At 54.6% G+C, this 16,904-nt stretch carries 12 protein-coding genes; 9 read left to right on the top strand and 3 right to left on the bottom strand.

Translation table 11 applies throughout. The features are described from left to right. Nucleotides 1-14: 14 nt before the first annotated feature. From AGR7B_RS23980 to AGR7B_RS23990, 3 genes are all read left to right on the top strand, one after another. Complete coding sequence (locus AGR7B_RS23980) at nt 15-1,388, top strand: MmgE/PrpD family protein (protein ID WP_080858271.1); 1,374 nt, start codon at nt 15-17, stop codon at nt 1,386-1,388. Nucleotides 1,389-1,509: 121 nt separating this feature from the next. After that, nucleotides 1,510-2,604: an ornithine cyclodeaminase gene (locus AGR7B_RS23985; protein ID WP_080858272.1), complete on the top strand. Its 1,095-nt coding sequence runs from the start codon at nt 1,510-1,512 to the stop codon at nt 2,602-2,604. An 11-nt stretch (nt 2,605-2,615) separates the two neighbouring features. Further along, nucleotides 2,616-3,956 (top strand): MmgE/PrpD family protein, encoded by a 1,341-nt coding sequence (locus AGR7B_RS23990; RefSeq protein ID WP_080858273.1) that lies wholly within the window; start codon nt 2,616-2,618, stop codon nt 3,954-3,956. Here the strand turns inward: AGR7B_RS23990 and AGR7B_RS23995 are convergent, their stop codons facing one another. Then, nucleotides 3,957-5,357: an amidohydrolase family protein gene (locus AGR7B_RS23995; RefSeq protein WP_080858274.1), complete on the bottom strand. Its 1,401-nt coding sequence runs from the start codon at nt 5,355-5,357 to the stop codon at nt 3,957-3,959. Further along, on the bottom strand, nt 5,347-6,081 hold the full coding sequence (locus AGR7B_RS24000) for a response regulator transcription factor (RefSeq protein ID WP_080858275.1): 735 nt from the start codon (nt 6,079-6,081) through the stop codon (nt 5,347-5,349). Before AGR7B_RS24000 ends, AGR7B_RS23995 begins: the two co-directional genes overlap by 11 nt. Nucleotides 6,082-6,891: 810 nt before the next feature. Between AGR7B_RS24000 and AGR7B_RS24010 the strand changes: the two genes are divergently transcribed. From AGR7B_RS24010 to AGR7B_RS26565, 6 genes are all read left to right on the top strand, one after another. Beyond that, a complete protein-coding gene (locus AGR7B_RS24010) occupies nt 6,892-7,611 on the top strand; it encodes a helix-turn-helix transcriptional regulator (protein ID WP_080858277.1) in 720 nt (239 codons plus the stop codon). Nucleotides 7,612-7,767: 156 nt separating this feature from the next. Continuing rightward, complete coding sequence (locus AGR7B_RS24015; protein WP_080858473.1) at nt 7,768-8,532, top strand: acyl-homoserine-lactone synthase; 765 nt, start codon at nt 7,768-7,770, stop codon at nt 8,530-8,532. After that, complete coding sequence (locus AGR7B_RS24020; RefSeq protein WP_080858278.1) at nt 8,529-9,239, top strand: autoinducer binding domain-containing protein; 711 nt, start codon at nt 8,529-8,531, stop codon at nt 9,237-9,239. The genes AGR7B_RS24015 and AGR7B_RS24020 overlap by 4 nt, the downstream gene beginning before the upstream one ends. Before the next feature lie 380 nt (nt 9,240-9,619). Beyond that, entirely contained in the window at nt 9,620-10,753 is a 1,134-nt protein-coding gene (locus AGR7B_RS24025; RefSeq protein WP_162934260.1) for an ATP-binding protein, read from the top strand. Beyond that, a complete protein-coding gene (locus tag AGR7B_RS24035) occupies nt 10,753-15,213 on the top strand; it encodes a tetratricopeptide repeat protein (protein WP_121490459.1) in 4,461 nt (1,486 codons plus the stop codon). The genes AGR7B_RS24025 and AGR7B_RS24035 overlap by 1 nt, the downstream gene beginning before the upstream one ends. 339 nt (nt 15,214-15,552) lie before the next feature. Further along, the gene (locus AGR7B_RS26565) at nt 15,553-15,666 is read left to right on the top strand and encodes a transposase (protein WP_425352638.1); all 114 of its coding nucleotides are present in this window, start codon (nt 15,553-15,555) and stop codon (nt 15,664-15,666) included. A 95-nt stretch (nt 15,667-15,761) separates the two neighbouring features. Here AGR7B_RS26565 and AGR7B_RS24040 read toward each other — a convergent pair. Then, a protein-coding gene (locus AGR7B_RS24040; protein WP_121490460.1) for an IS3 family transposase occupies nt 15,762-16,864 on the bottom strand; the annotation gives its coding sequence in 2 pieces (ribosomal slippage) (nt 15,762-16,603 and nt 16,603-16,864; 1,104 coding nt in all). Nucleotides 16,865-16,904: the final 40 nt, after the last annotated feature.

Genomic DNA, 16,904 nt, shown 5'->3' on the forward strand with positions numbered 1-16,904 from the left:
GTGGAGAGAGCATCATGACTGCCCCCGCAACGCTCACCCTTGCCGACTACCTCGTGAATACGACTTTCGAGAACCTTCCGTCCGACGTGGTAGAGAAAGCAAAGCTCTGCCTGATGGACTCGCTCGGGTGCTTTTTTGGCGGTCATCAAACCCCGGTCGCTTCGGGTCTGGAACGGCTTTTAGCGGATATCGCCGGAGGCTCCACCTCGGCGCCCTTTCCGGACCCCGCGTGGCAGGCATTTCATTACGCGACTTTGGGCAACGCCCTCGACCTCGATGACATCTACTGGAAGGGCCATCCCGGGGCGACAGTGATTGCTGCCGCGCTTGCAGTTGCCAACCGCTCGGGCTCTACGGGGCGCGACCTGATTGCTGCAATCGTCGCCGGATATGAGGTAGGGTGCCGTATTGGTATGTCGATCGTCAACGACACGCCGCGTAAGACAGTCCATGGCCACGGCACCTGGCAAATATTCGGCGCAGCCGCCGCATCGGCGAAACTGCTGAAACTCGATCGTCGGCAAGCGGCCCATGCCTTGGCCATCGCAGCTGTCAATGCCCCTGTCGCTTCAGTCATGAAGACGGTTTACGGGACCACACCGACAATGGCGAAGAACAATTTTGCGACCGCGGCAATGGGCGGTGTCAATGCAGCGTTTCTTGCGCGTGCCGGATTTGAGGGACCGCTCGACGTTTTCGAAGGGGATACCGGTTTCTGGCGGATGGCGGGCGCCGACGGCGCCGACCTGTCGCGGCTGAAGATCGGTCCCGATATGCGCTACGAGATACGAGACGTCGGCTTCAAGGCGTTCAGCTGCTGCAGGATTATTCAGAGCAGCGTCGAAGCTGCTGTTGAGGCTTTCGCCCTCGGAGCGATTGAAGAAACCGGTCATGACGTCAGGGAGATCGAGGTCTTCGCTCCAGAGATTGTCTGCCGTCCTCCATTTAATGATCCCGAACCCCGCGATATCTGGGCAGCACAGTTCAGCGCACCGTTTGCAATCGCGATGGGCGTGCTCGGGCATGCGGCCGGTCCGGGATGGTTCGCACCATCGCGTTTTGCAGATCGAACAGTGCGCGAGCTGACGGCAAAAATCCGGCTCTTTCCTCTGAGGTCGGCCGATCGCGCGCATCACCACCACGCGGCAAGGGTTTGTCTTCAACTGCTCGGCGGTCGGGTCGTGGAGACCGCCGTCGAGGTCGCAAAAGGCGATGCTGCCAACCCGCTCGCGCCTTCATTCCTGGAGGAGAAGTTTTTGCGCCTGTCGGCGGAGCACTTAACCGGAAACGGAACGCTGGACATGCTGCAGTTCCTCAAGCAGCTTGAATTGAGAGACGACCTGCGGTTTCTGCTCGATACGATCCGCGCACCTGGATTCTCATGTTAATCTGCGGACAGTCCCATGTAACCGCAATGCATATTGTTGCATAAAAGATAGCTAATCTTGGCTTTATTTCCCGCCGATTCCTGCTGAAATCATCTCGTTCGATGTTCGAGGAGGATCACGCATGAGCGAAGGATTTATCAGTCCAAGCCTGTCAGACATACCGTGTTACTCCGCGACCGAGATCGCCAGGGATGGAGATCTGCTTGATGGAAAGATCGTCCATGCGGTCGCCGGCAAAGCATGGGACGACATGGCCAGAGGCTCCGCGTACGGCACGAAATCGGTGCTTTCCATCACGCCCGAGGAGAATGACGGGCATCCCTTGATCAAGGATGCAGGTTTGCTTGAGGAGCGCCTCGGCTGGAAGCTGTCTTGCCTTTCAAGCGTCAACAGCCGCTACGGGGCGGTGAAAATCGTTGGCGCAAACGCCCTCAATCGGGAGCTTGGTCTTCCACGCTCGCGGTCCACAATTGTCCTCATGGACAAGTTTACCCTCGTTCCTCTGTGCCTGCTGGATGGAACCGACATCTCCGCCGCCCGGACGGCGAGTTATACGACGCTTGTTCTTGAGCGATTGCTGGCGCCCCGTCGGGATATGTCTGTCTTCCTGTTTGGCGCCGGGCCAATTGCCGAGAAGATTATTCTGGCGCTCGATCGATGCCATGGGGAGAAGGTTCGCGAGGTCCTTGTCCGTAGCCGGACAGGTGACTCTGCCATACGGCTCGCGCGATCGCTCGGAGAGAAGGTGACCTTCGACATCAAGGCTGTTTTGGACAACCGCGAACTCGGTCGATGCGATTTTGTGATTACGGCATCAAACGCCAAAGCGCCCGTTTTTGACGCCAGCGAGATCGGCGACGCGGCCGTCCTTCATCTCGGTGGAGATGAGACCCCGCCCGCACATCTGGAACGGGCCCTGCGGTGCGGTCGCGTTCTATGTGACGATGTGGCGATGGTGTCGCGCCGTGGTTCCCAAAGCCTAGCGCTTCACTTCTCGCGAAAGGGGACAACGCTGGAGCAGTTGGGATCCCTGCTCGGGATCGGCTCAATCACGACGATCCTGGATTCGTCAGAAGTCGGGTACGAAAAACCGGTCCACATCACCTGTGTGGGCCTTCCCATGCTAGACCTTTATGTGGCCGCCCATGTTTATGAGGCTTTGTCCGGCATCACAAATGACGCCAGCGGAGCGCCGGTTGCAGAAGCAACCCAGTAAGAGATGCTCCCATGTATTTGACGACGCTTCTCGCCGAATGCATTGTCGACCGCGTTTTCCATGCCGCGCCGGTGGAGGTCACGAACAAGGCGCTGGCCTGTCTGTTCGACGCCGTGGTATGCGCCCTCGCCGGTCAAAATACCACCGGATCGACCAGCGCCAGATTGGTTGCAACCCGAATTTTCGGCCCCGGACCCGCACCTCTCTGGTTTTCGGGAGACCGCTTATCGACCGTCGGTTCCGCCTTTGCCAATTCGGCTTCTGTATGCGCCCTTGATTTCGATGATGGCCATCGTGCAGCGCGCGGACATCCAGGTGCCGCGGTGATCCCTGCTGTTCTCGCCGCCTGCGCGGACAGCGCAGTCGACCCGGAGGACGTCGTCGCTGCGATAGTCGCCGGCTACGAGATCGCCATCAGGATCGCCGCCGCACAAAATCCTGATAACATAAAAAGCCGCCAGAGCGGCCTCTGGGCCGGCTACGGCGCTGTCGCTGCAGCGGGAAGTATCCTCAACAAAAGCCGGGATCATCTCACCCACGCCTTCGCGATCAATGGCGTATGGGCTCCCAATCAGGCCGCAAATGGAAGTTCCGGCTATTCGAAGCTCACCGGAAATCATGCGAAAGAGGGTATCCCGTGGAGTGTCGTCACTGGCCTCACCGCACTCGAACTCGCCGAAAAAGGGTTTACGGGTCCAGAAGACATTCTCGATCACGCCTCTCATTTTGACAGAGATCGTATCGATAACGGGCTGGGCCTGACCTGGGAAATACTGGGAACCTATTTCAAGCCGTATTCATGCTGCCGCTATATCCATCCGGCCATCGATGCAACGCTGGACCTCATGCGAAGCCGGAAACTCAAGCCGAAAGACGTGCTTTCAATTGAAGTCCACACGTTTGAATGGGCTCAGCGGCTGCAAAACAAGGTGATGCCGAAAACTCTTGTTGAGGCGCAATACAGTTTGCCGTTTTGTCTGGCCGCAGCGGTCCGCCGCGGTGCCTCCGCTCTCGCACCCATCGATGAGCAGCTTCTCGAAGACAGAGACATCTGCTCCCTTGCCGGCGCCGTTACCTTGACGGTTGATGACCAGATCGACCAGAAATTTCCGGCAGAAACCTTGGCGCGGGTGATGTTGACCACGCCTTCAGGCGAAATAACGTCCGCCACCGCGACGCCACGTGGGGATGTCGGCCGGCCGATGCTTTGGGACGAACTCAAGAAGAAGTTTCATGAGGTCTGCAGCGGGAAAATGACTGCGGCGCGCGAGGAGGCTTTCGACAGGGCGATTGATCATCTCAAATCCGGCGACCCTCTGCCGTTCCTGCAAGAGATTTCGGCCGACCTGTGATTATCGGCCCACTCGCTCGGCCGCCGAAGCACCCCACCCCTTCCCACCAATCGCTCCATTCCAGACCACAACCTTGCCATGAACGATGACGTGGCGGACGCGGCCCAGATTGACGCTATCAACGATCACGAGATCCGCGCGCCTGCCCTTCTCGATCAGGCCACGGTCGCCTGCCAGTTGAGCAAAGGTGCGTGCGACGTTGCCGGTCGCCAAAGCGACAGCTGCAGCCGGTGACATCTGCGTTTTGCGGACAATGCGCTGGATTGCCACGAGGATGCTGTCCCAATGTCCGCCGGCATAGTCTGTCGAAATCGTATCGACGCATCCGGCCTCGATCAGGGCATCGAAATTCGCCGGGTTATTCCGCCAGCGTGTCTGGATGCTGTCGAGCGTTGAGACATCAATGGTAACGCCACGCCTTCGCAGCTCGCGCGCGAACGATACGGATTCATCCGGCAGAAACATGGGATGGTTCGAATGACCTGCGACGATGTTTGCGTTCGGGTATTTTCCGGCGACTTCGATCAGGCGTTCGACCGACGGCGCCGAATTATGAAAAACCGCCGGGAAGCCAACACGCGCGGCTTCTCGGGCCACTTCCTCAAAGCCTCTGAGCGCGAGAGCGACCGACGGCATCACGGAGGCAAGAATGACCTGACGGCAGACTTGCGCGCTGCAGACATCGGACAGACCAGCTTCATCGAGAATCGCCTGCAATTCCCCATCGGTGACTCCATCCTCGACTCTAAGGTATCGGCCCACCACCGCATTTCGCAACTGACGAGAAACCAGAGGTGAGACGTCCCGTCCCGTCGCCCGCTTCATGGCCTCGGGAATGAACCGATATTCCTGCGCCCCGCCGCCCAGCGTCTGCCCCCCGCCAACCTCGCCAAGCGCTTTTGCTCCCTGAGACAAAGCATCATCGAGCGATGCATGTCGATGCCGTTCGGTGAGGCCGCCGCCGTCAATTGCGAGTGCCGCTTCGATATTAGAAGGTGTGTGCGCTGTGGAGATTTGGACATCAAGCGGATGGGCATCGCCCGCAAAGGCCTCGTCAGGCAACGCCAGACCGCATACATTCAATAACGTTGTCGTCCCCTCAAGGAGATGCCTGTTCCGGTTCCAGAGAATAACCTCCCTGTCGATGGGGCATGACCCGCTTGGCATTGATGGGCCGCTGATGCAGCCATGGGCATGCGCGTTGATCACGCCGGGAATGACCGTGTAGCCATGGGCGTCAATGACGTCGACCCCGATAGGATTGACGGACATGTTCCCTGGCTGGACGAACACAATTTTGCCCTCACCTATCCCAATGGACGCATTTTCGTGAAACGTGGTTCCATCTCCCGTTATCACCGAAGCACCAAGGATGATCCTGTCGAGCCGATTATGGGACATTTTGATCGCCTTCCAAAGTTGCTGGTGCCTCGAGCGCAGGGGATTCCAGGATATATCCGACACCGCGGACGGTGCGGATCACATCGGGAAGCCCATTCTTGTTCAGTCTCTTTCGCAATCGGCCTATGTGAACGTTCAGGGTGCGCTCCTCGACGTGATGCAGCCGGGGCCACACAGCGCTCATGAGGTCCTCACGATGGCAAATCTCTGCCGGTCGCTCCATCAGGAAGTACAAGACAGCAAATTCCAGTGGTCCCAGATGGATGTTGTGACCGCCTCTGGAGACGCGGTGATGCTCGAAATCGATCTCGATGCCGCCATAGGATAACTGACCTGTTCGCGCTTGAGGCGGTGTCCGATTGAGCGCAGACTTGCGCAGGTATTCAAGCAGCTTGATCGGCGCAAAAGGACGCACGAGACATTCGTCGGCGCCAGCGCGCTGCATGTCCACGTATTGCCCCTCGGCACCCGCACCGATGATTGCAAGAACGGGGACGCCCGCAGTGCGATGATTTCCCTTGATCCTTGCGCACACCTCAACGGCGGGAAAGGGATCAGGCCGGCAGTCAAGCAGTACGGCTCTGACCTTGGGATCGTCGGCAAGATGGGACATCTCTTCAACGCCTCTGGCCATCAGAACCTGATAACCCTCAACTTGCAGAATATGCGACAGGAGGAGAAAGAAGTCCGCGTCGACCGAACCGATCAGGATCAATTTTTTCATTAAATGTCCTCTACGCTGGCTGCAAGGCCTGAAAGCAGGGAAATTATTCCCCGCGCTGAACCACCCTTTTTAACGATCAATGTATCAATTTCCCTCATTTTCTCTCTGAAATCGACTACTATAAGTAGTAGTCGTCAAACGCGGCGCATTGTGACATGTGTTAAATTTAGCTTTTGGTATCGGAGGAGACAGTGGCTGCCGACACAGGTTGGCAGTTCACAAGACAAGCATTGTGAGGTGGACATTTGATCAGATCGAAGAGGAAAGAGATCGGGAACGGACTGGCTTCCTATCCAACGTATGGCGACAAAATCGCAAGCGTGGCGTCATTATCCTTGAAATATCATCGCATCATCCTGACAGCGAGCAATGCCTCCGCAGCAAGCCGATTTGTGCTGTCGAACCAGATTCTTCCACCAGCTCACCAAAGCATCCTGATTGCCGCGCCGTCGCTGCGGTACGATCGAACGTTGCACCGTCGGCATCGGCAAGATGCTGCTGCCAGACCACGACGCTCGACCGGAACGCGTTCTGACAAGCCAATGGCGTCGGAGCGACAGGCTGATCAAAGCTGGGGGATATGTCAGCATCGGTTTCGAAGCGACCGTTCCGCCAAAGTCGCGCCTTTAGTCGCGCGGTAGGTCAAGAGGCGGAACAGCCAGCCACGCTTCCACCGAGAGGCGAGCGGCAAAATCACGATGAAGTTAGGCCGTCCAGAACGTCGGCACTTTGTCGTCGAACGCACATGGGTAAAGAGATGCCTCTCGTCTGCGTCATGGAATCTCACCGCACATCGGAAAGGGTTACCGCATGAAAACAGTATCTGCGAATCTCGCCAAGGCTATCGAGACAATCACAGATGCCCCCACAGTCTATGAGGCTCTTTTATGTGTTCAGGAAATTTACGACGTCGATTTCGTCACCTATCATCTCACCGCAACTGTGATCAGCGATCTTGATGCACCGTTTGTTCAGTCAACTTACAGTCCAGAGTGGATCGCGCAGTATTTCCTGAAAAGATATGTCCAGGTCGATCCGGTCGTACAGCAGGGCTTTTTACGGCAGCTTCCATTCGATTGGCGTGAGTTCGAAATGACGCCCGAAATTGCGGATTTCTTTGACGATGCCTGGCGACATGGCGTCGGAGAGTTTGGTTATTCCATCCCCGTTACGGACAGGGTAGGCCGCCGCGCGATTTTTTCCGTCAGCGCGGCACGATCCGCGAAATACTGGGACAGACTCGTTGCAGTTAATCGGTCAGACTGGATCGAAATCGCCTATCAGATCCACATGAAGGCGATCAACGAAATCCACAAGGGAGAAGACCCCATTCCGGGTCTTAGCGCACGCGAGCGGGAGTGCCTGTCCTGGGTAGCGCGAGGAAAAGACCACAAGGATATCGCGCTCATTCTAGGGATTTCCGAGCATACGGCAAGAAGCTACCTCAAGTCGGGCCGGTTAAAGCTCGGATGCGCGACTATTTCATCCGCCGCGGTCCAGGCGATGAAGTTCAGGCTGATCAACATCTGAGGTAGCAGCACGAACCCAGACTTTCACCCTCGTGGCACAACAACCATAGACCTTCAACTTTCGGCACAATACCTCAATTGATTGTGCCCATCTGTAGCAATGGGCAACGCGGGATTTACGTGCATCCTGTTCCGACAGATGATCGGAGGTCGGCTCGTGTTCCTTCTTATCCAACCCTATCAATATGACCTATATGCAGGCCTGCTGGAGCAGTCGTTCCGGCTGCGGAAACGAGTGTTTCACGATTGTCTTGGCTGGCGGGTCGATGTGCGTCACGGCCTTGAACGGGACGCTTATGACGGGCTGGGCGCTGTCTACCTGGTCTGGTGTGACGAGGACGGGCATCATCTCTATGGCGCGGTGCGGCTCATGCCGACGACAGGGCCGACATTGCTGCATGATGTGTTCAGTCGAACGTTGGCAGGAAAGGATCTGGTGTCCCTAATCGCATGGGAAGGCACACGAATGTGCCTTGATATCGACCTCCTCAGAGCGTCTCAACCGGCGCTCAGCCCATCTAGAGCGTTTGGGCTCCTTTTGCTGGCCCTGTTCGAATGCTCCTTCGCGCACGGCATCAAAACACTCGTGTCGAATTACGAGCCGCCAATGGAGAGGGTATACCGGCGAGCGGGATTGAGAGTGAAGGAGATTGGCCGTGCCGATGGTTACGGCCGGCTCCCGGTGTGTTGCGGCGTATTCACCGTTTCAGCCGAAACGCTTCAACAAATGCGAACAGTCCTTCGCGTCGCGCAACCTCTGTACAGCCGCATTTTGCCCGACCGGACGGAAGCGACTGACTGGCAAACGCCTCGAAGCTCGGATCCTATCAAGCCTCTCAGAAGAACGAAGAACTTCTGGACCTGCAATGCAGCTCGTAGCCAGACGTGCCGCTCAACGGCGGGGCGAAAAGACCTGAGATGAAAATCTGGCTGCGCAAATTGATCGATACGACGTCCATGATGAAAACCAGCCAAGCGACGGCCGAACTGCTGGATCATCTCACCCGTGAGCTTGGGTTTGACTATTATCACGTGGTGACCGTCCGTCACCCCGGATTGGGAAACGCCATCTTTTCCAATGCCCCGGAGGTGTGGCTGGACAAATATGCGCAGGAGCATTTTGACGGAATCGACCCAATCCTCATTCGAGCCCGAGAAATAATGGCACCATTTTTCGTTGATATTGAGAATGAGGGAAAAGGCGTACGCGGACAGCTTCAGGCATTTTATTCCAGTGCCGACGAGGCGGGCATAAGGGCAGGCATATGCATGCCCGTGACGGCACCATTCAGCGATTTGTTCACCCTCTCACTGTTCACCGGTGATGTAACGTTGCCCCCCAAATACCAACTGCAGCCCGTCTTGAGTGCAAACGCTGTGGCGTTACTCCACAGGTGCGTGGAGGCAACCGAGGCGGCGTCGATCAGGTCACCGGCTATCGAATTGACGGCACGACAGTCCATGGTTCTCAAATGGGCCGCCGAAGGAAAAACGACCCAGGAGATAGCGCTGCTTGAGAACATGACACACCATACTGTCAATTTTCATATGAAGAACATTCGACGGAAACTTAAGACCGTCACCCTCCCGCAGACAACTGCATTAGCCACAAGGCTGAAACTGATCTGAGCCAACGCAGATCTAAAGACGACGCTACGATGACCTGAAACAAAGGAAGCTCTGCATCCATAGGTAAATGGCTGTTGGTGAAGTGGAATAATGAAGCGATATCGTAAGTCGCATGTAGGTCGGCTTCACATGCTCCGCTACGTAGGATTGAGCGTCTCTCCGACAACAAAACCGGACGAACGACGCCAAATCGTCTCAAGTTCATGTCTACGGCAAGCTAATTGAGCGGGTTCGATCCCCTAAAGTAACCGCTGCAGCTTCAGTACTGCCGAGTCGGTAGAAAAGAGAGAGAGAGTCGGTAACTTTCGCTCCAGTTTCGCCATTGACATTTATCTCAATCCAAATAAATTCATAAATAAATAAATTTAAGGGATTCCCCTATGCATAATCGTGAGATTGAACGCGCTCAGTTGAGGCGAAAGTTGGAGGCCGGTATTTCGGTCCATATGCCTGCGCCTCGTCGCATCGGAAAGACTTGGCTCATTAACCGACTTGCTAGCGACATGCGAGAGTTGGGATGGCATGCGGTTGAAGTTGACGTTGAGGGCATTCGCACACCAAGCGAATTTGCCCGGGAGCTTTGTGTGCGCATCGAGGGCCAGCACTCCGCTAAGGAGCGCATTACTACGCATGCCGTTCAACGACTAAATAATATACTCAAGGGAAATTGGGGCGACAAGCCGCTGGCGGCGCTGGGCCAAATGGATCCGATCGAGTTTGCAAGCGTGCTGATCGGATCGCTGGACGAAACTCGGGAAAATACTGTGATTCTTATCGATGAGGTTGCTTATTTCTTCCTTGCTTTGGCCGAGAACGATCCGCAGGAGGCAAATGCATTTGCCTATAAGTTACGGGCCCTGCAACAACGCCATAAAAATGTCCGGTGGATTATCACCGGCTCGATCGGACTTGACACCATTGCAAGGCGCTACGGCCTTGAGGGTGCGTTCGTTGATTTTGAGACCTACATCATCGAACCATTTACGCCCGATGAAGCGCGGTCATTCATGCGCGATGAAAGGGTGCAGCAACAGTTCAACCATCTTTTCAGGGCCAGCGACGAGGATTTTGATGGAATGTTTGTGGAACTAGGGTGGCTGGCACCATACTATCTCAAGATGGTAGCGAATGAAGTCAGGCCGTCGATTGCTGGGCGAGACAACGACCTGCCAAAAGCGACAAGAGGCGATTTTGAGGCAGCATTCCAGAAGCTTCTGCAACCTAACAGGCGCTCAGAATTTGCTGTTTGGCGCGAGCACGTCGACAAAAATCTTCCCTTGGAGGATCGGACGATCGCGAAAAGCCTCCTCGGCCTCTTGTCAAACACACCGCAGGGGGAAACACAGGTGACACTGATAGCCCATGCTACCGGGTTGTACAAAACGTCAACAAAACGCCAAGTGATGGACATCCTAGCTATGCTCTACAACGATGGCCTAATCACGAAGTTGGGCGACAAGTACGCGTTCCGCTCAGGTCTAATCCGCAAATATTGGCTGGAGTACGAAGCCTGATGATCAAACCGCCCAGTCCTGCTATCTACAATCAATCTAATTTGAGCGACAATGAATTTGTTTCCAATTTCATTGCGCGACAAGATGTATTTGACGCTCTCATTCGTCGACTGCGTGCAACTGATCCCGAGGGTATCGGACACCATCACATTCTTGTCGGGTCGAGGGGGATGGGAAAAACGACACTCTTGCGGCGAGTTGCCATCTGTATAAATCAATCTTCCGACCTCTCAGCCCTCTATATACCTCTGCGGTTTAGAGAAGAGCAGTACAATGTACTCACACTTGGTGATTTCTGGCGGAATTGTGGTGAAGCGTTAGCGGAGTGGGCGGAGCTAGCAGGAGAGGATGATCTCGCCAATCGTATAGACAACGCCTTAACCACCGACATCTGGCGCGACTCCCGCGGTTCAGGCGAGCAGTTCAAAGAAGAAATAGCGCGGCTTGGTCGACGCGCAGTATTACTCGTAGACAATCTTGACCTTATATTGAATGCTCTCCCTTCCAATGATAAATGGACGTTGCGTCGACATTTGCAAGCGCGGAACGGTCCCATAATGATCGGCGCGGCAACTCATTCCCTTCAGGAAAGTGCAGAACGTGAAGCCGCATTTTATGAGTTCTTTCAACCTCACTATCTCGAGCCGCTGAACGAGCGTGAAACAGAGAGCTGCATGCGTGCCCTTGCAGGACGCCGTCGCGAACATGGTATTCATGTCTTGGAAGTGCTCAACGCCCAACCGGAAAGATTGAAAACACTGCACAACTTGACCGGCGGCAATCCGCGTATTCTTACGCTCATTTACCGACTTTTGGAGATCGCCGAGACTGAGGAGGCTATGGCCGATCTGAATGCTCTCCTTGATCAAGTGACACCTTACTACAAAGCGAGGGTAGAGGAATATCAGACCCCGCAACAGCGCGCCGTAATTGATGCAATCGCGTTGCACTGGGACCCCGTAACAACCCGTGATCTTTCCCAGATCACAAACATCGCTTCAACAACTCTGTCTCCACTTCTCATAAAGTTTCGCAAGGATGGCTTAATCGAGCAAAGACAGATGTCTGGTTCCTATGGCGGCCATCAGATCGCCGAACGTTTCCTCAACATCTGGTATCTGATGCGTCACGGCACTAGGCGCACGAAGCAAAAAATGCGCTGGCTAGTGGGATTTTTGACGAGCTTTTATTCATCAAGCGAATTAAGCAAAATTGCAGACCGAGCGGCTTCGTTAGGCGCGGCAAAGAATTGGTCCGCCGATTTTGCATTTGCAATGAAGGAAGCAGTCACGCGTCAGTCCGTGACAGAAAATTCTTCTGATCGGCTGGCAAACTCACCAGTGACCTTAAGCGTGAGCGGAGCCCAAGCCGTAGCGAAAAACATGGGTGAATCTGTAGGTGAAGCAATCTTGGGTGAAGTAGTGTCTTTGCTCAATGAAGCCTTATCCCTCCGACGGGGGGGTAACACCGCAGCAGCGATAGCCGTCTATGATGATATCATCACCATCTATGGGGATGATGAACGACCGGCCCTGCGTGAAAAGGCTGCCAAAGCCATGATTCTCAAAGGTATTGACCTTGATAGAATGGGCAACATGGTCGCCGCTGTTGCCGTCTTCGATGATGTCTTCAGCCGCTATGGGACTGATGATCAACCTGCTCTGCGAGGGCAGGCCGCGAAAGCAATGATCTATAAGGGCATGGCTCTGGGCAAAATGGGCAATCATGTAGCAGAGGTTGCTTCCTATGACGATGTCGTCACGCACTATGCCAATGATGAACATGCGATGCTACGGGAACAGGTTGCAGGAGCAATGTTGAACAAAGGCGTAGCACTTGGTCAGACAGGTGACCTTGAGGTGTCCATTGTCATTTATGACGATATCCTCAATCGCTATATGCATGACGGGTATCCAAGTCTGCGCGAACAGGTTGCGTTGACGTTGTTCAATAAGGCTGTTGCTCTTGGTCAAATGGGCAGTAGCGCTGAGGCGATTATAGTCTATGACGATCTCATCAACCGCTATTCGGATGATGAACAACCAAATATGCGCGAGCGAGTTGCCGGAGCTTTGATCAACAAAGGTTTTGTTTCCGACAAGTTGGGTAATCCTGCAGCAGCGATTGCTATCTATGACGATCTCATCAAGCGCTATGCGAATGATGATCAAGCGGTACTTCGCGAAAATGTCGCCAGAGCCATATTTAACAAAGGTGTTGTCCTTAGCAAAATGGGAGATCCAAAGGCGGCAATCGTTCTCTATGACGATCTCATCAACCGCTTCACTGACGATCCGCAGCCGGCCTTGCGTGAGCAGGTCGCCAAAGCCTTGCTCAACAAAGGTGTTGCTCTCGGTCAAATGAATGAGCACGCGACAGAGATCGCTATTTATGATGACGTCATCGATCGCTATGCCAACGACACGGAGCCGGCATTTCTAGAGCAATTCGTGAGAGCCTCGATCAACAAAGGCATTGCCGTTGCACAGATGGGCGATCCGGCGGCGGCGATTGCCATTTATGATGACATCATCGATCGTCATGCAAATGACGGGCGGGCCGAATTGAAGGAGCAGACTGCTCGGGCACTGTTCAATAAGGGTATCGCCCTCGGCCAAATGAATAATTCGGCGGCGGAGATCGCCATATATGAAGAAATAGTTGATCGATACTCCGGCGATGGCGAGGCCGAGTTGCGCGAAGAGGTTGCCAGAGCGCTCCTGCACAAGGGTATCGCTCTTGATCAAATGGGGAAGCTGACGGAAGCGACGTCCATCTATGATGATATCAAAAGACGTTATGGCGATGACGAAGAAACCGCCGTGTCTGAGTACGCCGTGCGGGCAATGATTCACAAGGGCGTCGCCGTTGGTAAAATGGGCGACGACCTGTCAGAAATTGCCATCTATGATGATGTAGCGAGCAGCTACGGAAACAATAAAGAGCCAGAATTCCGTGAACATGCGGCCCGAGCCCTGATTTACAAGGGTATTACCCTTGGAAAGATGGGAAAACCTGACATGGAGATTGCCATCTATGATGATGTTATCAGCCGATATTCCAGTGATGGAAATGTTGCATTGCGGGAGCAAGTTGCAAACGCATTGATATACAAAGGGATTACGCTAGGCCAAATGGGTGACCATTCAGGCGCGATCGGGATATTTGACGGTGTCATCAATCGATATTCCCGGGAAGAACAGGTGACTTTTCGGGATCAAGTCGTCACGGCGCTGCTCAACAAGGGCAATGCACTTGGGCAACTGGGAGAATTTGCCGAGGAGGTGACCATTTACGACGAGATAATCAACCGTTATTCAGGAGACCGGCTGGCACCATGGCATGAGAAGATCGTCGCCACCTTGATCTATAAAGCAATTGCTCTTGGGCAGATGGGCAACTTCTTCGACGAAATCGCCATTTACGACGATATCGTCAGCAGTTACGCTGATGAGAACGAACTAGATTTCCGTTTACATGTCGCTAGAGCAATGTTCAACAAGGCCGTCACGTTGGGGCAGGTTGGCGACTCTCCAGCGGAGATCGCAACTTATAATCAGATAATTAGCCACTACGGCAACGATAGTGAACTGGAATTGCGCGAACAAGTGGCCCGAGCGCTTTTCAACAAAGGCATTACGCTTGGGCAGATGGGTGATTACGCGGCCGAAGTTGCAATTTATGACGACGTCATCGACCGGTATTTAAATGAGCAGCACGCGGAGTTGCGACACGCAGCCATAAGGGCGCTTCTGTTCAAAGGCCTTTCCCTTGGTCAAGCAAACGACACTACCGGCAGGATAGCCGCTTATGAACAGGGCCTAAAACTAGCAGAGAAGGAAGACTTTCCGGAGGGCGACGTCGTTGACCAAGTGCGTGTCCGTCTAGCCAACGCACTACTCGACATGAGGTCAGATGTTGGTCGTGCCGAGTCACTTTATAAACTGGCTGCTGAGCGTAACCATTCCGCCGCGAGCAGTAATCTAATCTGGCTTTATCTTTTAACTGGTCGGACGTTGGAAGCCTTGTCTATTCGGCAGGAAGTGGAAGATTTGCCCTTCTTGGGAAAAGCTTTGGTGGATGCGGGGCTAGAGCTCGCGCAGGATAACTTTGGTAGCGCAACACAACATCTCGGCATAGCTCTTAATGGCGAACTCCAGACCGAAAAAATGGACTTCACTGATGACACCGAGCGCTTCCTTCAATTGGCCAAGGAGAGAGGGTATGGCGAACGTTTGATCGATTGGTTCCGAGAATTCGGGTTCGCGGATCGAACGGCGCCGATCTATGTGGCTCTCGTGGCTTTCGTTAAAGGTGAAAATCATTTACTTGATGCAAATCCCGAGGTGCGGCAACCTGCTCAAATTATCTACGAGCGTTTGACTTTGCCCTATAACAACAGAAGGCAGACCGCTTTAAAGGTTGCCGAATCCCGACGGGGAAGGCCACGAAAGTTATAATTCACCTCAGGGCACGGGTTAGCTAAGCTGTGAGGACGCTTGGTGGCGGATGGCGTGATTGTTGAGCGGCCTGCGCCTCAGGTCATTTCGGACGAAGGGTGGCGCTGGGGGCGCTGATGAAATCGGCTTAAAAGCAGGTCGATAGGATACCTTTGGTAGTTCTTGCAGCAAACTTGCCGCGCAAACGGTTTAACCGAAGCGACAAGCTGAGGCCGTTCAGGCCTTGTAGCGTAAGCCCACGGTGAAAGCCGTCTTGTGAGGTGGCGCTGAACGTCGGAAGTCCTAGTGGTAACACTGGGGATAGTCCTATGACGAAGCATCCGATCGAAGTCATCACATCTGTGGAGCGTCGCCGCCTGCCTTGAGCCTGATGCGGTGATCTCCGAGATTGCCCGCACGGCTGGTATCCATGTCAGCCAGTTGTTCTGTTGGCGTGAGGAGCTAGTGACGTGAGCCCCAAGTTTCCTCCGGGATTTTGGAGAGTCTTGGGTTTTCTTGCTCTGGGACCAAACTTTGGATCGCCGGGAGTTAGAGTTTTCCGGCTTTGATCACGATGGCTGGCTGGTTGTGCCACCGGGATTATGCAGGTCAATCGGGACGTTATATCCGATCGCCGAGTGAGGACGTTCCTCGTTATAGTATCGACGCCAAGTCTCCAACTTTTCGCGCGAATCCGCAAGGGTCAGGAACCAATGAGCGTTCAGGCATTCCGCTCTGAGCTTGCTGTTGAACGCCTCGATGAAGCCGTTGTCGGTCGGTTTGCCAGGCCGTGAGAAGTCCAGCGTGACGTTGTTGGCATAGGCCCACAGGTCGAGATCACGAGAGATGAACTCACTGCCGTTATCCACCCTTATCGTCTTCGAATAGCCGGTCTTCCTGCAGATGCCTTCCAAGGTCTGGACCACGTCTTCGCCTCGATAGGTGAAGCGGGCGTCGGCGGCTGGGCAGTAACGCGAGTGCGTATCGACCACGGTTAGGATACGCAGCTTCTTGCCAGTCGCGAGCTGGTCGTGAACGAAGTCCATCGCCCAGACATCGTTCGGACCGACAGCTTCCTGGCGATCGTCCCGAAGCTTGGCCTTCACCCGGCGCTTGGGATGCTTGTTGCGCAGCTGAAGACCTAACTCGCTGTAAATCCTGCGTGTCTTCTTCATGTTGATCTTCCATCCATCGCGCAGCAGGTGGACATGGACACGCCGATAGCCATACCGCACTCGCGTCTCGCAAATCTCCTTGATGCGTCGTTCGAGTGGGGCCTGTCCGGTGCGGCGGGATTTGTAATGGTAGGTCGACGTGTCGAACCTCAGGACCTTGCAGGCACGCCGGATCGAGATCATCCAATCCCGGCACATGCCTTTCACCATCTCGCGTTTCCGAGCAGGCCTTAGAGCTTTCGCCGAATGACATCCTGCAACATCTCACGGTCCAGCGTCAGGTCCGCGACGATCTTCTTCAACCGCGCATTCTCGTCCTCGAGCTGCTTCAGCTTCTTCATCTCCGGCGGCAGCATGCCCGCGTATTTTTTCTTCCAGTTGAAATAGGTCGCCTGGCTGATCCCCGCCTTCCGGCAGATCTCCGCAACCGACACTCCTTCATCACCCTGCTTCAGAATGAACGCCTTCTGTGCGTCCGAAAACTGTGATGCTTTCATCGTCTTCCGTTCCTTTCCCAGCCAGGAAAATGCACCGGAA

It is taken from the genome of Agrobacterium deltaense RV3, from assembly GCF_900013505.1.
Taxonomy (GTDB): domain Bacteria; phylum Pseudomonadota; class Alphaproteobacteria; order Rhizobiales; family Rhizobiaceae; genus Agrobacterium; species Agrobacterium leguminum.